At 73.0% G+C, this 20,513-nt stretch carries 16 protein-coding genes; 4 read left to right on the top strand and 12 right to left on the bottom strand.

The features are described 5' to 3' along the window. Positions 1-144 precede the first annotated feature (144 nt). Positions 145-1,683 carry an FAD-dependent oxidoreductase gene (locus tag JOE43_RS06920; RefSeq protein WP_209516284.1) on the top strand — a complete coding sequence of 513 codons (1,539 nt, stop codon included), beginning with the start codon at positions 145-147 and terminating at the stop codon, positions 1,681-1,683. Here JOE43_RS06920 and JOE43_RS06915 read toward each other — a convergent pair. Together JOE43_RS06915 and JOE43_RS06910 are read right to left on the bottom strand one after the other, a co-directional pair. After that, entirely contained in the window at positions 1,593-2,396 is an 804-nt protein-coding gene (locus tag JOE43_RS06915; protein WP_209516272.1) for a Pr6Pr family membrane protein, read from the bottom strand. The genes JOE43_RS06920 and JOE43_RS06915 overlap by 91 nt on opposite strands. 160 nt (positions 2,397-2,556) lie before the next feature. Then, positions 2,557-3,396, bottom strand: coding sequence for an aldo/keto reductase (locus JOE43_RS06910; protein WP_056052777.1), 840 nt, complete (start codon positions 3,394-3,396; stop codon positions 2,557-2,559). A 335-nt stretch (positions 3,397-3,731) separates the two neighbouring features. On the opposite strand from JOE43_RS06910, the gene JOE43_RS06905 reads away from it, so the two are divergent. Beyond that, on the top strand, positions 3,732-4,013 hold the full coding sequence (locus JOE43_RS06905) for a hypothetical protein (protein ID WP_056052773.1): 282 nt from the start codon (positions 3,732-3,734) through the stop codon (positions 4,011-4,013). A gap of 141 nt (positions 4,014-4,154) precedes the next feature. Here the strand turns inward: JOE43_RS06905 and JOE43_RS06900 are convergent, their stop codons facing one another. From JOE43_RS06900 to JOE43_RS06890, 3 genes are all read right to left on the bottom strand, one after another. After that, positions 4,155-4,856 carry an endonuclease/exonuclease/phosphatase family protein gene (locus JOE43_RS06900; RefSeq protein ID WP_307803270.1) on the bottom strand — a complete coding sequence of 234 codons (702 nt, stop codon included), beginning with the start codon at positions 4,854-4,856 and terminating at the stop codon, positions 4,155-4,157. Positions 4,857-5,025: 169 nt separating this feature from the next. Further along, entirely contained in the window at positions 5,026-8,322 is a 3,297-nt protein-coding gene (locus tag JOE43_RS06895) for a S8 family serine peptidase (protein WP_209516269.1), read from the bottom strand. A gap of 259 nt (positions 8,323-8,581) precedes the next feature. Then, the gene (locus JOE43_RS06890) at positions 8,582-9,679 is read right to left on the bottom strand and encodes a LuxR C-terminal-related transcriptional regulator (protein ID WP_209516266.1); all 1,098 of its coding nucleotides are present in this window, start codon (positions 9,677-9,679) and stop codon (positions 8,582-8,584) included. 105 nt (positions 9,680-9,784) lie between these two features. Here JOE43_RS06890 and JOE43_RS06885 point away from each other — a divergent pair, with 105 nt between their 5' ends. Beyond that, positions 9,785-11,023 carry a mannosyltransferase family protein gene (locus JOE43_RS06885; RefSeq protein ID WP_209516264.1) on the top strand — a complete coding sequence of 413 codons (1,239 nt, stop codon included), beginning with the start codon at positions 9,785-9,787 and terminating at the stop codon, positions 11,021-11,023. An 84-nt stretch (positions 11,024-11,107) separates the two neighbouring features. Here JOE43_RS06885 and JOE43_RS06880 read toward each other — a convergent pair whose 3' ends face one another. Further along, positions 11,108-12,115 (bottom strand): LLM class flavin-dependent oxidoreductase, encoded by a 1,008-nt coding sequence (locus tag JOE43_RS06880; RefSeq protein WP_209516260.1) that lies wholly within the window; start codon positions 12,113-12,115, stop codon positions 11,108-11,110. Here JOE43_RS06880 and JOE43_RS06875 point away from each other — a divergent pair. Beyond that, positions 12,114-12,293, top strand: a complete 180-nt coding sequence (locus JOE43_RS06875) for a hypothetical protein (protein ID WP_209516257.1) — start codon at positions 12,114-12,116, stop codon at positions 12,291-12,293. The two genes, JOE43_RS06880 and JOE43_RS06875, sit on opposite strands and share 2 nt — an antisense overlap. A gap of 82 nt (positions 12,294-12,375) precedes the next feature. Here the strand turns inward: JOE43_RS06875 and araA are convergent, their stop codons facing one another. From araA to mmsA, 6 genes are all read right to left on the bottom strand, one after another. Further along, a complete protein-coding gene (gene araA / locus JOE43_RS06870) occupies positions 12,376-13,917 on the bottom strand; it encodes an L-arabinose isomerase (RefSeq protein ID WP_209516254.1) in 1,542 nt (513 codons plus the stop codon). After that, positions 13,914-14,624, bottom strand: coding sequence for an L-ribulose-5-phosphate 4-epimerase (locus JOE43_RS06865; RefSeq protein ID WP_209516251.1), 711 nt, complete (start codon positions 14,622-14,624; stop codon positions 13,914-13,916). Before JOE43_RS06865 ends, araA begins: the two co-directional genes overlap by 4 nt. Then, positions 14,621-16,378, bottom strand: coding sequence for a ribulokinase (gene araB, locus JOE43_RS06860; protein ID WP_209516248.1), 1,758 nt, complete (start codon positions 16,376-16,378; stop codon positions 14,621-14,623). The genes JOE43_RS06865 and araB overlap by 4 nt, the downstream gene beginning before the upstream one ends. Positions 16,379-16,475: 97 nt before the next feature. Further along, positions 16,476-17,465, bottom strand: a complete 990-nt coding sequence (locus JOE43_RS06855) for a LacI family DNA-binding transcriptional regulator (protein ID WP_209516245.1) — start codon at positions 17,463-17,465, stop codon at positions 16,476-16,478. Between the two features lie 154 nt (positions 17,466-17,619). Beyond that, positions 17,620-18,885, bottom strand: a complete 1,266-nt coding sequence (mmsB, locus tag JOE43_RS06850) for a multiple monosaccharide ABC transporter permease (RefSeq protein ID WP_167258313.1) — start codon at positions 18,883-18,885, stop codon at positions 17,620-17,622. Continuing rightward, complete coding sequence (mmsA, locus tag JOE43_RS06845) at positions 18,872-20,422, bottom strand: multiple monosaccharide ABC transporter ATP-binding protein (protein WP_167258311.1); 1,551 nt, start codon at positions 20,420-20,422, stop codon at positions 18,872-18,874. The genes mmsB and mmsA overlap by 14 nt, the downstream gene beginning before the upstream one ends. Positions 20,423-20,513 lie beyond the last annotated feature (91 nt).

The raw sequence follows: 20,513 nt of genomic DNA, 5'->3' as shown, positions 1-20,513 counted from the left end.
TCGACGGTTCAGGAGGCAGCCGCGCGGGGCGCCCCGCGACGGGCCGCTCGCGCCGGCCGCTCCTGAACGCTCGACGCGCTCGACGGACGCGACGCGCCCGCGGAGCGCGACACGGCCGCCCGTCGCTGCGATGATGGACGCACCATGGGCATCAGTCGTCGCGCGTTCCTGACGGGCTCGGTCTCCGGGGCCGTGCTCCTGCTGGCCGCCTGCACGACCGACGCCCCGCCGCCGACTGCGACCCCCACCCCCACGGCGACCCCGACGCCCACGCCGACCCCGCTGCCCGAGGGCGTGGCCCCGGTGGCCTTCCGGCGCAGCGACTGGGCCCGCGACCCGTACGCCCTCGGCGCCACGAGCCACCTCACCCCCGACGCCGGGCCCGACAGCCGGCGGACGCTCCGCGAGCCCCTCGGCGACCGCGTCTTCCTCGCCGGGGAGGCCACGGCGTCGGTGTCGCCCGGCACCGTCTCCGGCGCACGCGCGAGCGGGTTCGAGGTGGCCGACGCCGTGGCCGACGTCGCACAGCCGGGCGAGCGCATCGCTGTCGTCGGCGCCGGCGTCGCCGGGGCCACGGCCGCGCGCAGCCTGGCCGACCGCGGTTTCGAGGTCGTCGTGATCGAGGCCAGGGACCGCGTCGGGGGCCGCGTCCACAGCGTCGACGGCGACGACTGGCCCTTCCCGGTCGAGCTCGGCGCCGGCGTCCCCCTCGGCGACGCGGCCGTCGCCCTCCGCGCGGCCCTGGCCCTCGGCGGGGTCGCCCTGACCCGGCTGGAGCCCACCGTCGAGGCCCGGGCCGCCGAGGGGGCCGCCCTCGTCACCGACGGGCCCGTGCTCGACGCGACGACCGCCTCCGCCCTCGCCCGGGCCGCCGAGTGGGCGCTCGGCCGCGCCGGCTCCCCCACCCTCGCCGAGGCGCTGGCCGGCTCCGGGGCCGACCAGGTGTCGGCCGAGCCCGACGCCTCGGGGGTCTCCGACGCCGACCGGCTCGCCGTCGTGGTCGACGAGGTGCTGCCGGTCCGATTCGGCGCGGGCGCCTCGGCCCTGGCCGCCCGCGAGCTCGACGCCGGCGGCGCCTCCGGCGTCTCGGACCTCGTCCTGCCGGCCGACGCCGCGCTCGTCACCGGCGGCTTCTCGTCGTTCGTCACCGCCCAGCTGCGCGGCCTCGACGTGCTGCGCGACAGCAACGTCGTGCGCATCCGCCACGGCGACGAGGGCGTCGGCCTGCGGACGGCGACCGGCGAGTCGCTCTCCGCCGACCGCGCCGTCGTCACCGTCCCGCTGGGGGTGCTGAAGGAGGCGTCGGTCGAGTTCTCGCCGGGGCTCCCGCAGCAGCACCTCGACGCGATCGACGCCCTCGGCGTCGGCCACCAGGAGGTGCTCTGGCTGCGCTTCGAGCGGGCGTTCTGGTCGACCACGGCCACGGTCTGGGTCGTCGCCGACGACACGGCCCGCTGGCGCGTCTTCCTCAACCTCGAGCCGGTCACGGGCGAGCCGGTGCTCGTCGCCCTCACGGGCGGCGACGCGGCCCTGGCGACCCTGGAGCTCGACGACGACGAGGCCGTCGCCCAGGCGATGGCGAGCCTGCAGCCCTACCTCGACCTGCTCGACGACCCGGGCGACGACGGTGCCGGCACCGAGCCGGACGAGGGCTCCGCGCCCGGCGCGACCCCCGCCTCCTGAGGCCCGACCGCCCCGGCCGGCCCGGCCGCCCCGACCGTTGACCCGCCCCCGGGCTTGTCGGCGTGCCCGGGCGGAGGCGCGGTGCCGGCCAGCGGGCCCCGGGGCCGCAGGTGGCTGAGCGCGATCAGGCCGGTCAGCACGCCGACGATCGTGCCGAGCGCGATCGCGTTGTACATCAGGAACTCGCCGGGCCACGAGACCTGCGCCGGGTCGAGGAAGAAGTAGGGGTACCAGCCGACGTCGGCGCCGCGCACGATCGTGGCCACGCCCCAGACCACCGGGTAGACGAGGACGACGCCGAGCACCTTCCAGCTGATGCGGCTGCGCCCCGGGGCCAGCACCCAGTCGACCAGCACGTAGGTGGGGATCCAGAAGTGCAGCACCTGGCTCGACCAGGGCACGCCGATCGCGTAGCCGTTGGCCAGCGACTCGGCGACGATGATGCCGTAGACGATGCCCGAGACGATCACGTAGGTCGTGACGAGCGCGTGGACGGAGACGAAGAGCGGCGACTCCGACCGGCCGCGGAGGGCCGCCACGCCCGAGCCGACGAGCACCACGACGTTCGACATGTTGCTCTGCTGCGTGAAGTAGCTGAAGTAGTTGAACGACGTGAAGGTCGAGAAGCCGAGCACGTAGACGAAGTTGCCCACGAGCGCGACGAGGCCCACGGCGGCGGCCAGGAGGCGCAGGCCCCCCACGACGTGACGCACTTCGACGGTTCTCCTTCGGCGACCTGCCGCGGCCCGGTCCGGCAGCGGCGGAGACGACGAGCGTACTAGCGCCGACCGGGTGCGGCACGGGTGCCGCGCCCGGTCGGCGCTGGTGCGATCGACGCCGCGAGGGGCCCGCGGTCGCGGGCCCCGGGCGGGATCAGGACGGGATGTAGTCGAACGTGTCGGGGTCGGGGCCCGTGCGCTCGCCCTTGTCGAGGTCGGTGATCGCGGCCACGTCGGCGTCGCTCAGCTCGAAGTCGAAGAGGGCGAAGTTCTCCTCCACGCGCTTGCGCGTGACCGACTTCGGGAAGACGATGTCGCCGCGCTGCACGTGCCAGCGCAGGGTGACCTGCGCGGTCGACTTGCCGACGCGCTCCGCGATCTCGACGAGGGTCGGGTCGTCGAGCACCTTGCCCTGGGCGATGGGCGACCAGGCCTCGGTGTGGATGCCGTGCTCGACGCCGAAGAGGCGCAGCGAGTCGTTCGTGAGGTAGGGGTGCACCTCGATCTGGTTGACGGCGGGCACGACGTCGGACTCGTCGAGCAGTCGCTGCAGGTGCGCCTGCTGGAAGTTCGAGACGCCGATGGCCTTGGCACGGCCGGTCGCGTGGATCTCCTCGAGGGCCTTCCAGGTCTCGAGGTAGTCGACGTCGGTGGTCGGCAGGGGCCAGTGGATCAGGAAGAGGTCGACGTAGTCGCTGCCGAGGGCGTCGAGCGTTCCGTCGAACGCCTTCAGCGCGTCGTCGCGGCGGTGGAAGCCGTTGTTGAGCTTCGAGGTGACGAACACCTCGGAGCGGTCGAGGCCGGAGGCGCGGAGGGCCTCGCCGACGCCGGCCTCGTTGCCGTACATCTCGGCGGTGTCGATGTGGCGGTAGCCGACCTCGAGGGCGGCGAGCGTCGCGTCCTTCGTCTCGTCGGGCTCGATCTGGTAGACGCCGAAGCCGAGCTGGGGGATCTCGACGCCGTTGTTCAGGGTGATGGTGGGGATCGTGGTCATGCACACCAGGCAACCACTCGCGCCCGACGGCGTCCCGGCCAACGCCCCTGGTTCTCTCGGCCGCGTCGTGGTACAGTCATGAGTCGCTTGGCGATGATCCTCTCAGATCGTCCCCGATCCACGGCCTGTCGTCCACACGCAGGCCGGATCGAACAGCCTCACGAGCACCACCGGTCCGGGCCTCACCAGCTCGCCTACTCACCGGTCCGTCGCTCGAGAGCGAGGCCCGACCAGGTCACCGACCTGCGGACGCACCGTCCGACCCGCCGAGAACGGCGGACCACGCACGCCCCGCGCTGCGTGCCACAGAGCAAGAGCACCGAGAGAAACACATCATGAACGAGAACATCATCACCGTCTCGGGCACGGTCACCACCGAGCCCTCCCCGTCCACCCCCCGCCTCGTCGAGTTCGTCGTCGTCGACGACCGCGGCGCCGAGTTCGTCGTCCGCGCCTGGGCCGACGTCGTCACCGACGCCGTCCGCGTCGGCTCGGCCGTCACGGTCGAGGGCGCCCAGGGCTGGGTCATCCCCGGCCGCAGCTGGCGCCGCGAGCCGAGCCGCACCATCGTGCAGGCGTACGCCGTGAGCACCGGCGCGCTCGCGCTGGCGGCCTAGCCGCTCCTGCGGGAGTCGCCCCGCGCCTCCCGCACGCCGGTCGCGCCCCCGAGGGGGCACCGACCACGGCCCCCGGCCGACACGACGCCGCCCGCCCCGACGAGATCGGGGCGGGCGGCGTCGTGCGTGCGGGCGCGGCGGTCAGGCGGTCGCCAGCCCCCGCGCGCGGACGAGGATCGGCCGGTGGTCGCTGACCCCGGCCGGCAGCGTGACGACGTCCTCGATGGTGAGGTCGTAGCTCGTCGCGAAGTCGAAGTGGCCCTTCACGTAGCGGTAGCCCAGGTACGTGGGGGTGCTGCTGCGGGTCAGCGTGAAGCCGTCGCGCTCGATGCGCTTCTTCAGCCCGCCGTGGAACCACGGGTAGTTGAAGTCGCCGACCATGAGCATCGGCACGCCCGGGGCGAGCGCCCGCATCAGCTGGTGCGCCGACTCGACCTGCTTCTTGCGGAGGCCGTTCGTCGCGGTGAGCGGCGCCGCGTGGAACGAGCCGATCAGGACGTCCTGCCCCGACAGGCGGTCGTGCAGGTGCATGGCCAGCAGGCGCTCGTGCGCGGGCGACATGACGCGGTCGTGCATCGACTTCTTCAACGCGTAGACGTTGGTGCCGAGCAGCTCGAAGCGCTCGGCGCGGTAGTAGGCCGCGAGGCCCAGCCGGTTGTTGCGCGTCGACGCGGCCAGCGTGTACGCGCCGAACGACTCGGGGATGTCGTTCGTGTCGGCTTCCTGGAGGCACAGCACGTCGGCCGTGTGGTCCTCCGCGAGGGCCTGGATCTCGTGCTTGGCGGTGTGCTCGCGCAGGTTGTAGCTCACCACGCGCATCGTGTTGCCGGTCTCGTCGTCCACGAGTGACGAACCTAGTCCCTCGATGTTTCCACCAGGTGCAGGCTGCGCGCGGAGGACAGCGTGGTCGGCCCGACACACGACGGAGGCGGCCCGCACCTCCCCCAGGGAGCTGCGGACCGCCTCCGGTCGCGTCGGCCGTCAGGCCCTCAGGCCGTCGGCCGTCGGGCCGCTACGCCTCCGGCGTGCGCTCCGTCACGGCGACGCTGCGGAGGCGGCGTCGGCCGATCACGGCGGCGGCGAGGCCGGCGAGCAGCAGGGCCACGCCCGCGGCGATCATCGGGGCGACGTCCTGGCCGGTGAAGGCGAGGTCGCTGGCGGCCGGCGCGGCGTTCCCGCCGCCCGTGCCGCCCGCTCCGCCGGCGCCGGGAGCACCCGTGCCGGGGGCACCGGCACCGGGGTCGCCGGGCGCCGGGGCGGGCGTGCCCGGGTCGACGGGCGCGGTGACCGCGGGGCCGGAGTCGACCGTCACGTAGGTGACGCGCCCGGTGGCCCCGTAGACGATGCGGCCGAGGTACTGCGACTCCGGCTCGAGGCCCGTCCACGACGCCGTCACGACGGCCTCCTGGTTCGAGGCCAGCGTCAGGGTGGTCGGCGAGACCGCGAACGACCCGGTGTACGCCGACGGGATCAGCGTGTACGCGTCGAGGTCGTAGGTCATCGTCTCGCCGCCCGAGTAGTACGCGACCTCGAGCAGGTAGCTGCCGGCCTCGGGCTCCGTGATGTCGATCTGCTCGTCCGCGGCCGAGGTCGCGGAGGTCGCGGTGATCGCCACGGGGGTGCCCGTCGCGTCGAGCTCGTAGAGCGTCAGGTCGAAGTCGACGGGCTCGTCGACCGCGGGGGCGTCCGCTCCGCCGGCCGTCAGCTGGTAGCGCACGAACTGCGTGTCGGCCGGGACCGTGACGTCGACGTAGTCGAAGTCGCCGACCGTGCCGCTGCCGCTCGTCCGCTCGCCCTTCACCAGGCCCTCGGCCGACAGGGCCAGGGTCTGGTCGCCGCCCGAGGTGATGGGCGCCTCGGCGCTGCCGGTGACGCCGGTGCCGGTGATGTCGCTCGGCACGTCGACGGCCACGGGGCGGACCGCGAGCGGGCTGCGCACCGTGTGGGCGCCTCCGTCCGTCCAGGTCAGGTAGCCCGTCGTGTACTGGTCGTACGCGGCGGTGGTGCGGGAGAAGGTCACCTCGTACGAGGCGGTCTGGCCGGCGCCCGTGAACGACAGGGTCGAGGGCGACACGGTGGTGGCCACGCCGGGCAGCGACACGGGCTGGGCGGTGTACGTGCCCGCCCCGGTCGACGTCACGGTGCGGGTCACCGTCGTGGAGTTGAGCAGCGCGCCGACGGCGATGGAGGCCTGGTTGAGCTGCGAGCCCTCGGCGCTGCCGAGGGTGGCGATGTAGCTGTCCCACTCGGCCACGCCGCTCAGGTAGAGCAGGCCGGCGTCGAACATGTCGGCGGGCTGCACCTGGCCGGCGCCCTGGGCGAAGACGTCCTGCGAGGGCGCACCCGTGGTGTCGACGGTGTCGCCGGCGGTGGTCATCATGGCCGACTTCACCTCCATGGGAGTCGCGGTGGGCGTCACCGAGAGGTAGAGCGCCGCGAGGCCGGCCACGTGGGGCGACGACATCGACGTGCCGGAGAGGAACTCGTAGGTCGCCGCGGCGCCCTCCGCGTTCGCGCCGGCGGCGAGGATGGCGACGCCGGGGGCGGCCACGTCGGGCTTCAGCACGTTGCCGCCGTCGGCCTCGACCGGGCCGCGCGACGAGAAGCCGGCGACCTGCGGGGTGGCGGGCTCGGGCTGGCCGGTCGGGTTGCCGTCGAGGAGCGTGACGGTCGAGGTGCCGGGGGCGGCGGCGGCGTGCAGCGCGGTGTAGTTCACGTTGCCGGCGCCGGCGTCGACGTGCACGGTCGGGACGACGTGGGCGTCGACGTCGACCGAGCTCGGGGTCTTGTTGACCAGGACCATGCCGATGCCGCCGGCGCGCTGCACCTCGGCCGACTTGGCCGTGCGGTCGGTGACGCCGCGGTCGCAGAGCACGACGGTGCCCGTGACGAGCGCCGGGTCGAGGGTGCCGCCGGTGCAGTACGACAGGGCGGTCTGGTCGACGCCGGGCAGGCCGGACGACAGCGCGTCGACGAAGCGGCCGGTCACGCCGGCCGGGTCGGTCGAGAGCGAGGTCGAGCCGCCGAGGTAGTTCGTGACGACGCCGTCGGGGCCGGTCACCTGTGCGGTGGCGTCGTAGCTCGGGATGGTGCTGGCGGCGACGGTGGTGATCCACGGGGCGGCGTTGTCGAGGGTCGACGCGCCGGGGCCGGAGTTGCCGGCCGAGGCGGCCACGAAGATGCCCGCGGCGGCCGCGTTGTAGAAGGCCTGGTCGGTCAGCGAGTTCGTCGACGTGGCGCTGCCGCCGCCGATCGAGTAGTTGATGACGTCGACGTTGTCGGCCGTGGCCGCGTCGATGGCGCTCAGCAGGTCGGCCGTGGCGCAGCCGTCGGCGACGTTCGCCGAGACCTTGCCCGTCCAGCAGACCTTGTAGGCAGCGACCTTGGCGTCGGGGGCGACGCCGGAGATGACGCCGAAGTCACGGCCGTTGATGGTCACGGGCACGTCGGCGTTGCCAGCAGCCGTGCTGGCCGTGTGCGAGCCGTGGCTGTCGCCGTCGCGGGGCGAGACGTACTCGCCGTTCTCGGCGGTCTCGATGCGGTCCTCGCCGAAGCCGCCGAGGAAGTAGCGGGCGCCGACGATCTTCGTGCTGCAGTCGCTCTGGTCGAACGTCTCGCCGCGCTGGCACACGCCGGTGAAGGTGCCGCCGTCGGACTTCTCGTACGAGATGCCCGCCGCGGTCGTGTAGGGCACGGTGTCGCTCGGCGTCGCGGTCAGCGGGTCACCGGCGAAGGAGGGGTTCTCGGGGGCGATGCCGGTGTCGATGACGCCGACGACGACGCCCTCGCCGGTGCCCTGCGTGCCCCAGACGCCGCCGGCGCCGGAGAGGCCGAGGTAGTCGGTCGACGGCACGGCCGTCGTGTGCAGGATCTCGTTCTTGACGACGGCCGCGACCTTCGACGACCCGACGAGCTGCTTCGCCTGGGCCGCCGTGAGGTCGGCCGCGAAGCCGTTGGTGGTGACCTGGTACGTGGCGACGGGGGTGACGCCGACCGAGCCGGCCACCGCCTCCTGCTCGCTCTGCAGGTGCTCGACGTACTTCGACGTCGCCGCGTCGGTGAGGTCGACCCCCTCGTCGGGCGTCGCCGTCGCGGCGAAGCCGGACTTGCCGCCGTCGTAGGCGGTGACCGCCGGGTCGCGGAGGGTGACGACGTAGCTGCCGTCGGTGAACTCCGAGTCGCTCACGACGACGGGTCCGTCGGCGGCCGACGCGGCGGTCGCCGGGAGCGCGATCGCCCCGGCGGCGACGAGGCCGGTCACGAGCAGGGCGGTGGGGTACAACGGCCGTCGACGGCCGGACGATCTCATCACGGGTGCCTTTCGCATGCCGCGGCCCGTGCCGCGGTCTCCCGTAAGAGTTACCTGAGAATGCGCCGACCCCACTACGGGGGGACCTGGCCGGAGCAGGCCACTGACCTCACCCGGCCACGATGTTTACCTCCGCGCAACGGGACGGGGTACGTGCGGTGTCCGCCTGGTGACCCCCTGGCGACGGTGCTGGGCGAGCCCGGGGAACCGCCTGGGCGGGAGCTGGCCGAGCGGGTCGACGAGCCCCGTCGGGGCCCCGTCAGACCCAGCCGCGACGTGCCGCCTCGACGCCGGCGTGGAACCTGTTGCTCGCGCCGAGCTCGTCGAAGAGGTCGCGAAGGCGGCGCCGCAGCGTGCGCGGCGAGACGCCGAGCTGCGCCGCGATGACCTCGTCCGTCGCGCCGGCGGCGACCAGGGCCAGCAGGTCGCGCTCGTCGACGGTCGGCGGGCGCGACGACGTCGGGGCGCCCTCGGGCACCGCGCCCTCGTCGCCGCTCGTCGCCGCCGCGAGCCGGGCGGCGACCTCGGCCCAGTCGGGCGAGCCGTCGACGGAGGCCGTGGGCAGGGCGGGCACGGGCAGCGCGGTACGCCAGCGCGACTCGAACAGGTCGCAGAGCGCCGCGATCAGGGCCGGCGACTCCGTGACGAGGGCCTCGGGAGGCGCGGTCGGGTCGTCGAGGGGCCCCACCGACACGAGGGCGACGGCCCGGTCGGCCACCGCCAGCTTGACCGGCAGGTCGTGCGTGACCCGCGCCTCCTCGCCGTGGGCGCCGAGCCGGTGGATGCCCTGGAGGCTGCCGTCGCCCGTGAAGCTGGCCACCGTGTAGATGGCCCGCCAGCGGACGCCGCGGCCGAGCGCGCCGCGCTCGACGGACTCGTTCGTCGCGACGACGTAGGGCGGACGGTCGAAGGCCAGGAACTCGTGGCGCGCCCGGTGCTGCAGGCGCGAGTACCAGTCGCCCACGGCGGCGTGCCCGGCCAGGACGGTGGTCGAGCCCGAGGGGTCGGCCTGGCGGCGGCCGTCGTCGAAGAGCGCCCCGAGGTCGGTCACCGCGGTCCGGGCGTCGGCGAGCTGCGCGTCGCGCGCGGCGACGAGCGCCGAGACGGCGACGCGGGGGTCGACGGCCCCGTAGCCGGCGGTGCTCGTGCCGTCGGGAGCGACCGTGCCGTCGGCCGTCCGGTGCACGAGGCCGAGGTTGCGCAGCTGCTCGAGGGCCGTGACCACGGTCGCCACGTCGAGCGCCCGGACGGCGGCGATCGTGCCGACGTCGACGGTGTCGCCGCTCGACAGCACGAACTCGTAGACGTCGGCGGTGACGGCATCGATGCCGAGGGCGGCGAGCGAGGGCAGGGGCATCGTCCCATGGTGCACGGTCGTCGGGCTCCGTGACGACATCGGGACCAGGCGGTCGCGCCTCCCTCTTGGTAGCGTCGTCGGGATGACCCCCCGACGGAGCGCGCGATGAGCGGCGAGGCGACCACCGCCTCCGGCACCTCCGTCGACCTCCGGCGCAGGTCGCTCCGCTGGCCGTCCCTCGACCTGGCGGGCCGCTTCTCCGGCCGCTGGCCCGGGCTGCTCGCCCTGTACCTCGTGTCGCGCGTCTTCTCGACGACCATCCTGTTCGTGGTCTACGAGGTCGCGACCCTGACCGGGGCGGCCTTCGTCACGCCCGGCAGCGAGCGGTCGTTCCTGGACTTCACCGTCTCGTGGGACAGCGACCGGTACCGCACCATCGCCCTGCACGGCTACCCGGGCGCGCTGCCCACCGACGCGGCCGGCGAAGTGCTGCCCAACGAATGGGCCTTCCTGCCCGTGTTCCCGACCCTCTGCCACCTGCTCATGGTCGCCACCGGCATGAGCTTCGCGGTCGCCTCGGTGCTGATCGCCACGGCCGCCGGGGCCGGCGCGGTCATCGTGCTGCACCGTCTCCTCGAGCCCCGCGTCGGGCACCGGAGCGCGTTCTGGGCCGTGCTGCTGTTCTGCTTCGGCCCGCTGTCGTACGTGCTGAGCGTCGGCTACGCCGAGAGCCTGTCGCTCTTCCTGCTCTTCTCGGGCGTGCTCGCGCTGCAGCGCCGCCAGTACCAGCTCGTGCTGCTGTGCGGCGTGGTCGCGGCGTTCACCCGGCCGGGGGCGCTGGCGCTCGCCCTCGCCCTCGCGATCCACCTCGTCGTGCGCTGGCGGACGGAGCGCGCGGCGCTCGACCGGCGCGAGCTGACGCGCATCGTCGTCGCGGGGCTGGTCGTCGCCGCGGCGGGGCTGGCCTGGCCCGTCGTGGCGCACCTCGCCACGGGCGAGCCCGACGCCTACCTGCAGACCGAGATGGCGTGGTGGGTCGACTACGTCGGGCGCCCCGACTTCGTGCCGCTCACGCCGTGGTTCCTGCTCGCGGGGCGCTGGCTCGGGGTCGCCGGCATCGCCCTGGTGCTGCTGATCGTCGCCCTCGCGGCCTGGTGGCTCAGCCGCCGCTCGACGGTGCAGCTGGGCCACGAGGTGCACGGCTTCGTCGTGAGCTTCGGCCTCTACCTGCTCGCGGTGTTCCTGCCGCAGCAGAGCCTGTTCCGCCTGCTGATGCCGCTGACGCCGCTGCTCGGCACGCGGGCGATCGGCGAACGGCCGTGGCTGCGCCGCAGCCTGCTCGGGGCGAGCCTCGTGCTGCAGCCGGTGGCGGCGGTGCTGCTCTGGCTGTACGTCGCGCCGTGACCGGCGGGGCAGGCAGCCGCAGCACCGCCGCCGGGGCGGGCACGCGCGGGGCGACCGCCTGAGCGGGCCGCGCGGCGCGACCGGCTAGGCGGGGACCCGCGCCGTCGACTCGGCGAGCAGCGCGACCGAGCGCAGCCGGTCGGAGGTGCGCAGCGACGCGTGCGCCACGATGACCTCGTCGGCGTCGGCGCTGTCGGCGAACCGGCTCACGTAGTCGGCCACCTCGTCGCCGGTGCCGACGCCCGTGTAGGTCGTCATGCTCGCGACGTGGCCGCCGGCCGGCGTGCGGAGCAGGTGGTCGAGCTCGTCGTCGCTGAAGGTGCGGTCGACGGTGACCTGGCCGCTCTGGCGGAGCAGCATCATCAGGCGGGCCCGCTTCATCTCGGCGAACTGGCGCTGGGCGTCGTCGGCGTCGTCGGACGCGATCGCGTTGACGCCGGCGAGCACGTACGGCTGGTCGAGCTGGGCCGACGGCTGGAACTCGCGGCGGTAGGTGGCGACCGCCTGGTGCAGGGCGTCGGGCGCGAAGTGCGACGCGAACGCGTAGGGCAGGCCGAGCGCCGCGGCCAGCTGGGCGCCGAAGAGCGACGAGCCGAGGATGTAGAGCGGCACCGCCGTGCCGGCCCCCGGCGTCGCGCTGACGCCGGGCACGCGGGACTCCCCGGCGAGGAACGCCTGCAGCTCGAGGACGTCCTGGGGGAACCGCTCGGACGACGCGGGGTCGCGGCGCAGCGCGCGGAACGTGGCCTGGTCGCTGCCGGGGGCCCGGCCGAGCCCGAGGTCGATGCGCCCCGGGTGCAGCGTCTCGAGGGTGCCGAACTGCTCGGCGATGGTGAGGGGCGAGTGGTTCGGCAGCATGACCCCGCCCGACCCGAGGCGGATGGTCGACGTCTGGCTCGCCACGTGGGCGATCAGGACGGACGTCGCGCTCGACGCGATCGACGACATGTTGTGGTGCTCGGCGTACCAGACGCGTCGGTACCCGCTCGCCTCGGCCTGCTGGGCGAGGGCGACCGAGGCCGCGAAGCTGTCGCGGGCGGTCTCGCCGGGGGCGATCGGAGCGAGGTCGAGGATCGAGAGGGGAACGGTCATGGTGGGCCCAACCACGGAGGCGCGGGTCGTGTTCCCGACGCCCGTCGCGGAGCCGAGCCACCGGGCCCCGCGCCCCGCGCTCCGCGCCGTGCCCTACGCCGTGCCCCCTCGTGTCGACGAGTCAGGAGCGACCGGCGCGGGCGGTCGTCGCGCGGCACGGGCGGCGCCTCCCTCCTGAGCCCTCGACACGGGCCCGGACGCAGAGGAGGCGGCCCGCACCCCGTTCAGGGAGGTGCGGACCGCCTCCGGCCCGGGGGCGCCTACAGCCCGCGCGCCAGGCGGTGGTACGCGGCGTTCCAGCGCACCTCGCGGCTGAACTCGCGCATCGTGGTGTGCTCATCGATGATCAGCAGCTCGGTCTCGAGGATGCGCGCGAGGTCCTCGAACGCCTCCAGGCCGACGGCCGTCGACATCACCGTGTGGTGGGCGGCGCCGGCGGTCAGCCAGGCCTCGGCCGACACGGCGAACGACGGGCGGGGCTCCCACACGGCGCGGCCGACGGGCAGGTTCGGCAGGTCGGCGTCGGGGGCGACCACGTCGACCACGTTGACCGTCAGGCGGAACCGGTCGCGGACGTCGCTCATGGCGACGACGACGGCCTCGCCCGGGTCGGCCGTGAAGACCAGGCGCACCGGGTCGTCCTTGCCGCCGATGCCGAGCTCGTGCACCTCGAGGGAGGCGCGGCCCGCGGTGAGCGTCGGGCTCACCTCGAGCATGTGGGCGCCGAGGATCTTCTCGGCGCCGGGCACGAGGTGGTACGTGTAGTCCTCCATGAGGGAGGCGCCGCCCGGCAGGCCGGCGCCCATCACGGCGGCGGCGCGCACGAGCACCGCGGTCTTCCAGTCGCCCTCGGCGCCGAAGCCGTAGCCCTCGGCCATGAGGCGCTGCACCGCGAGGCCGGGCAGCTGCTTCAGCGCGCCGAGGTCCTCGAAGTTGGTCGTGAAGGCGCTGAAGCCGCCCGCCTCGAGGAAGGAGCGGAGCCCCAGCTCGATGGCGGCGCCGTCGCGCAGCGACTGGTGGCGGGCACCGTCGGCGCGCAGCTCGGGGGCGACGTCGTAGTCGCGCTCGTACAGGGCGACGAGGTCGTCGACGGCCTGCTCCGGCGCGGCCGCGACGGCCTCGGCCAGCTCGTTGACGCCCCAGGTGTTGACCTGCACGCCGAACGCCAGCTCGGCCTCGGTCTTGTCGCCCTCGGTGACGGCGACGAAGCGCATGTTGTCGCCGAAGCGCGCCAGCTTGAGCGAGCGCATCGCGGCGGCGCCCGCCGCGGCGCGCATCCACGTGCCCACCTGGTGCTGCACGCGGGGGTCGCTGACGTGGCCGACCACGGTCTTGCGGGCGACGCCGAGGCGGGTCTGCACGTAACCGAACTCGCGGTCGCCGTGCGCGGCCTGGTTGAGGTTCATGAAGTCGAAGTCGATCTCGCCCCAGGGCAGCTCGACGTTCGCCTGCGTGTGGAGGTGCAGCAGCGGCTTGCGGAGGGCGTCGAGGCCGCCGATCCACATCTTCGCCGGGCTGAAGGTGTGCATCCAGGTGGTGACGCCGATGACGCTGTCGTCGAGGTTGGCCTCGAGCATCGTGCGCTTGATCGACTCGGCGTCGGTGAGCACGGGCTTCCAGACCAGCTCGACGGGCACGTCGGAGGCGGCGGCGAGCTCGTCGGCGATGGCCCTCGACTGCTCGGCGACCTGGCGGAGGGTGTCTTCGCCGTAGAGGCCCTGGCTGCCGGTGAGGAACCAGACCTGCTTCGAGGCGAGGAAGGCGACGGGGTCGACGGTGTTCGGGGTGGGGGTGGTGCTCATGACAAGGCTCCTGAGGGCTTCTGGCCGTAGACGTTCTGGTACCGGTCGAAGAGAGCGTCGATGCTCTCGGCCGGGATGGGCAGGGGTGCGCCGAGCTGGCGCGAGAGGTGGATGGTGCGGGCGACGTCCTCCGTCATGACGGCGGCCTTGACGGCGTCGCGGGCGTCCTTGCCGATGGTGAAGACGCCGTGGTTCTGCATCAGCACCGCGCGGCTGCGGTGGCCCTCGAGCGTCTGCACGATGCCCTCGCCGATCGACTCGTCGCCGATGATGGCGAACGGCCCGATCGGGATCTCGCCGCCGAACTCGTCGGCCATCGCCGTGATGACGCACGGGATCGCCTCGCCGCGGGCCGCCCAGGCCGTGGCGTAGGTGGAGTGCGTGTGCACCACTCCCCCGACCTTCGGCATGTGGCGGTACACGTAGGCGTGCGCCGCGGTGTCGCTCGACGGGCTGCGGTCGCTGCCCGGGCTGCCGGCGACGACGGTGCCGTCGAGGTGGCAGAGGATCTGGTTCTCGGGCGTGAGGTCGTCGTAGTCGACCCCGCTCGGCTTGATGACGAACAGGTTCGTGCCGGGCACGCGCTGCGAGACGTTGCCGCCCGTCCAGACGACGAGGCCGTAGCGGGTCAGCTCGGCGTGCAGGTCGCAGACGGCCCGGCGGGTCTCGTCGATGGCCGACTCGGTGGCGCGGTCGATGAAGGTCATGCGCCCGCCCCCTCGACGGCCGGGGCCTCGGACTCGCCGGAGGCGCGGGTCGGGTCGACGGCGTCGGTCGCCGCCCGGCCCGAGTCGAGCGCGTCGCGGCGGATCACCTTGAGACGGTGCATGACGTCGTTGCCGCCGCGCCCGAACCAGTCGTGCAGCAGCAGGTACTCCGCGTACAGCGCGTCGTACGCGTCGGCCGCGTCGGGGTCGGGCGTGTAGGTGGCCCGGTCGACGCTGCCCATCGCCTCGCCGGCGACGCGCGTGTCGGGGTAGGCCCCGGCCGCGACGGCGGCGTGGATGGCGGAGCCGAGCGCGGGGCCCTGCTCGCTGCGGATGGTCGAGATCGGCAGGCGGAGCACGTCGCTGTAGGTCTGCATCAGGTGGCGGTTCTTCAGCAGGCCGCCCGCGGCGATGAACTCGGTGACGGGCACGCCGGAGTCGTTGAACGCCTCGACGATGCGACGCGTGCCGTAGGCCGTGGCCTCGAGCAGGGCGCGGTAGCCCTCCTCCGGCGTGGTGCTGAGCGTCTGGCCGACGATGACGCCGGAGAGCTCGTGGTCGACGAGCACCGAGCGGTTGCCGCTGTGCCAGTCGAGGGCGACGAGGCCGTGCGCCCCGACGGGCTGCTCGTAGGCGAGGTCGGTGAGGTGCTGGTGCACGCTCTTGCCGGCGGCCTCGGCCGCGTCGACAGCGGACTGCGGCACCTGGTTGCGGACGTACCAGGCGAAGATGTCGCCCACGCCCGACTGACCGGCCTCGTAGCCGTAGAAGCCCTCGGTGATGCCGCCGTCGACGACGCCGCACATGCCGGGGACCTCGGCGAGCTCGGAGCCGTTCATGACGTGGCAGGTGCTCGTGCCCATGATGGCGACCATCTGGCCGGGCTGCGTCGCCTTGGCGGCGGGGGCCGTGACGTGCGCGTCGACGTTGCCGACCGCGACGGCGATGCCCTCGGGCAGGCCCGTCCAGCCGGCGGCCTCGGCCGTCAGCGTGCCGGCCGCGGAGCCGAGCGCCCCGATCTCGTGGGCGACCTTCGACTCGGCGAAGTCGGCGAAGTCGGGGTTGAGCGCGGCGAGGAACTCGCGGCTCGGGTACTCGCCGTCCTGGAGGATGCCCTTGTAGCCGGCGGTGCAGGCGTTGCGGACGTAGCGACCGCTCAGCTGCCAGATGATCCAGTCGGCGGCCTCCACCCAGTGCTCGGTGGCGGCGTAGACCTCCGGGTCCTCCTCGAGCAGCTGGAGGCCCTTGGCGAACTCCCACTCGCTCGAGATGAGCCCGCCGTAGCGGGGCAGCCACGACTCGCCGCGCTCGCGGGCGAGCTCGTTGATGCGGTCGGCCTGGCCCTGCGCGGCGTGGTGGCGCCACAGCTTGACGTAGGCGTGCGGGCGGCCGGCGAACTCGGGCAGCTCGTTGAGCGGGGTGCCGTCGGCGGTGGTCGGCACCATCGTGCAGGCGGTGAAGTCGGTGCCGATGCCGACGACGCTGGCCGGGTCGACGCCCGACGCGGCGAGGGCCTCCGGGACGGCGTTCTTCAGCACGTCGACGTAGTCGCTCGGCACCTGCAGGGCCCACTCGGCCGGCAGGCGCTCGCCGGTGCCGGGCAGGGTGCGGTCGACGACCGCGTGGGGGTACTCGAACGTCGCGCTGCCGAGCTCGGCGCCGTCGGAGACCCGTACGACGACGGCCCGTCCGCTCAGGGTGCCGAAGTCGACGCCGACGACGTGGGAGTCGGCGTGGTCAGGGGTCGCTGCCATGGAACATCCTTGTCATGGTGGTGAAAGTGAGCGCTCACATTGTGCCACGTGAGCGCTCACGCATGCAATCGCGCCCCCGGTCGGAGGCGCGGGTCGGCTAGTGCCGGGGAGGCGCGGTCGAGAGCCGCACGACGAGCTCGGGGGCCATCGGGGCGACGGGCGTCTCGTCGCCGCCGAGCACGGCCTCGACCGTGTCCATGATGCGGCGGCCGAGGGCCTCGAAGTCCTGGCGGACGGTGGTCAGCGGCGGGAGGAAGTGCTCCGCCTCGGGGATGTCGTCAAAGCCGACGATGCTGACGTCGCCGGGCACGCGGACGCCGGCCTCGGTGAGCGCGTGCACCACGCCGAGCGCCATCTGGTCGTTGGCGCAGAACACCGCGGTGACGTCGTCGCGCCGGGCGAGCTCACGCCCGAGGGCGTGGCCGGAGGCGGGGGTCCAGTCTCCGCGGAGCAGCACCGACGCCTCGAGGCCCAGCCGGGCGCAGGCGTCGCGCCAGCCGCGCTCGCGGTCGCGGCCGTCCATCCAGGCGTCGGGCCCGGCGACGTGGGCGACGGCCCGGTGCCCGAGCGACGCGAGGTGCTCGACGGCTCGCTCGGCGCCCGCCGCCTGGTCGATCGAGACCGGGTGGTGGCCGTCGTCGGCGACGCTGTCGGCCGTGACGAGCGGCACCGTGACGTCGGCCGAGCGCAGCACGTCGAGCGCCTCGGCGTCGGGGGCGATCAGCACGACGGCGGCGACGGCCTGGCCGACGAGGGCGTCGACCGCCTGGCGGACCCCGTCGGCGTCGTCGCTGTCGAGGGTGGCCATCGACACCTGGTAGCCGGCGCGGCGAGCGGCGCCGTTGAACCCGTGCATCGTGCTGGAGGGGCCGTAGAACGGGAACCCCGTGCTGATCAGGCCGATCGAGCGCGTCTTGCGGCTGGCGAGGGCCCGGGCGGCGAGGCTCGGCCGGTAGCCGAGGGCCTCGACGGCGGCGTCGACCTTGGCCTTCGTGACCGGGCGGACGGTGGGGTCGCCGTTGACGACGCGGGACACCGTCTGGTGCGAGACGCCGGCAGCCCTGGCGACGTCGAAGAGGGTGGGCACGGGGACGATCCTAGGGAACGAGGGCCGGGAGCCGGGCGGGTGCCCGGCCGTGCTGCGGGGAGGCGACCCCCTGCGGGGACGCCGGAGGCGCGGGTCGAGCTCGACCCGCGCCTCCTCGTGTCGTCGACCGACCGACCGGTCGACGTCTCGCCTCCTACTTGGTGGAGGACGCGGCGCGACGCTTGTTGAAGACGTCGAACGCGACCGCGGCGAGCAGCACCAGGCCCTTGATCAGCGACTGGTACTCCGTGCCGACGCCGAGGATCGACATGCCGTTGTTCAGGATGCCGATGATCAGGCCGCCGACGATGGCGCCGGTGACCGTGCCGATGCCGCCCGTGACCGCCGCGCCGCCGATGAAGACGGCCGCGATGGCGTCGAGCTCGAAGCCGTTGCCGGCGCTGGGGCTGGCGAGGTTCAGCTGGCCGGTGAAGACCAGGCCGGCGAGGGCCGAGATGACGCCCATGTTGACGAACAGCAGGAAGGTGACGCGCTTGGTCTTGACGCCCGACAGCTCGGCGGCGTGGAGGTTGCCGCCGATGGCGTAGACGTGGCGGCCGAAGACCGAGTTCTTCATCACCATCGAGTAGACGACGACGAGCACGGCGAGGACGACCAGCACGATCGGGGTGCCCGAGTAGCTGGCGAGGAGGAAGCCGATGTACATGACGAGGGCGACCGTGAAGACCATCTTCGTGATGAACCACAGGAAGGGCTCGTCCTCGAGCTGGTACTTGCGACGGATCGCCCGGCCGCGGAGGCCCGTGCCGATCAGGGCGACCGAGGCGATCACGCCGAGGATCAGCGTCAGCGGCTCGTAGCCCGTCGTGCCGAACGCCGGCAGGAAGCCGGAGCCGATGTTCCGGAAGCCCTGGGGGAAGGGCGAGATCTGCTGGTTCTGCAGGGCGATCTGCGCCGCTCCGCGGAAGGCGAGCATGCCCGCCAGCGTGACGATGAACGCCGGGATCCCGAAGTAGGCGATCCAGAAGCCCTGCCAGGCGCCGACCAGGGCGCCGATCACGAGGCAGAGGACGGCGGCCACGGGCCAGGGCAGGCCCCACTGGGTGATCATGACGCCGGCCATGGCGCCCGTGAAGGCGACGACCGAGCCGACCGAGAGGTCGATGTGGCCGGCGATGATCACCATCACCATGCCGATGGCGAGGATCAGGATGTAGCTGTTCTGGACGACCAGGTTCGAGACGTTGATCGGCGCGAGCGTGATGCCGTTCGTGGTGATCTGGAAGAACAGCACGATGACGATCAGCGCGATGAACAGGCCGATCTGACGCAGCTGGCCGGCCAGGTACGACACGGCGCCGGTGATCGGGTTGCCGGAGCCGGACTGGCCGCGCGGCGAGGAGTTCCCCGTTCCGGTGGGCTTGGGCTCGGTGGCCTGGGTGGGGCTAGGCGCGCTCATTGACGGGGCTCTCTCGCTCGAGGGTCATGTACTTCAGGAGGAACTCGGGGGTGGCGTCGGCGATCGGCACGTCGGCCGTGATGCGCCCCTCCGAGAGGGTGTAGATGCGGTCGCAGATGCCGAGCAGCTCGGGGAGCTCGGAGGAGATGACGATGACGCCCTTCCCCTGGTCGGCCAGCTGGTTGATGATCGTGTAGATCTCGTACTTCGCGCCGACGTCGATGCCGCGGGTCGGCTCGTCGAGGATGAGCACGTCGGGGTCGGCGTACATCCACTTGGAGAGCACGACCTTCTGCTGGTTGCCGCCGGAGAGCTTGCCCGTCACGGCCGCCACGGTGGGCGCCTTGATGTTCATGCTCTTCCGGTAGCGCTCGGCGACCGTGCTCTCTTCCGAGCCGTTCACGAAGCCGAGCTTCGCGAGCTTGCGGAGCGCGGAGCCGGAGACGTTGCGCTGGATGTCGTCGATCAGGTTGAGGCCGTACTTCTTGCGGTCCTCGGTGGCGTAGGCGATGCCGGCCGCGATGGCCTTGGTCACCGTGCTGGTGTCGATCTTCTCGCCGCGCTTGTAGACGGTGCCCGAGATGCCGGTGCCGTAGCTCTTGCCGAAGACGCTCATGGCGAGCTCGGTGCGGCCCGCGCCCATGAGGCCCGCGATGCCGACGATCTCGCCGGCCGCGACGGCCAGGTTGGCCTGGTGGATGATCTCGCGCGACGCGTCGAGCGGGTGGTGGACCGTCCAGTCCTCGATGCGGAGGAGCTCCTCGCCGATGGACGACTCGTGGGCCGGGTAGCGGCTCTCGAGGTCGCGGCCGACCATGCCCTTGATGATCCGGTCCTCCGAGACCTCGCCGGCGTGCATGTCGAGGGTCTCGATCGTCTTGCCGTCGCGGATGATCGTGACCTTGTCGGCGATCTCCTTGATCTCGTTGAGCTTGTGGCTGATGATGATCGACGTGATGCCCTGGCCCTGCAGGCTCTTGATGAGGTCGAGCAGGTGGGCAGAGTCGTCGTCATTCAGCGCGGCGGTGGGCTCGTCGAGGATGAGCAGCTTGACCTTCTTCGAGAGCGCCTTCGCGATCTCGACGAGCTGCTGCTTGCCGACGCCGATGTCGGTGACCTTCGTGATGGGGTTGTCACGGAGGCCGACCCGGGCGAGCAGGCCCGCGGCGTCGAGGTTGGTCTTGTTCCAGTCGATGAAGCCGCCCTTGGACTGCTCGTTGCCGAGGAAGATGTTCTCGGCGATCGACAGGAAGGGGCTCAGGGCGAGCTCCTGGTGGATGATGACGACGCCCGCGGCCTCGGAGTCGTTGATGTTCTTGAACTCGACGGGCTGACCGTCGAGGAGGATCTGACCGTCGAAGGAGCCGGCGGGGTAGACCCCCGAGAGCACCTTCATCAGCGTCGACTTGCCGGCGCCGTTCTCGCCGCAGATCGCGTGGACCTGGCCGCGCTCGACCTCCAGCGTGACGTCCTGCAGGGCCTTGACGCCGGGGAACGTCTTGGTGATGTCGCGCATCTCCAGGATCGTGTTCGCCACTGTTCCTTCTTCCGTGTGGGTGGTGCTGAGGGGGCCGGGGAGGGGGGAGGCGCGACTGGCGTCAGCCGCGCCTCCCCCGCCCCGAGGGGGC

The sequence above is a fragment of the Frigoribacterium sp. PvP121 genome (assembly GCF_017833115.1).
Classification (GTDB): domain Bacteria; phylum Actinomycetota; class Actinomycetes; order Actinomycetales; family Microbacteriaceae; genus Frigoribacterium; species Frigoribacterium endophyticum.
Note: the sequence above shows the minus strand (reverse complement) of the source record. Positions and strands in the feature narration are given on the sequence as shown.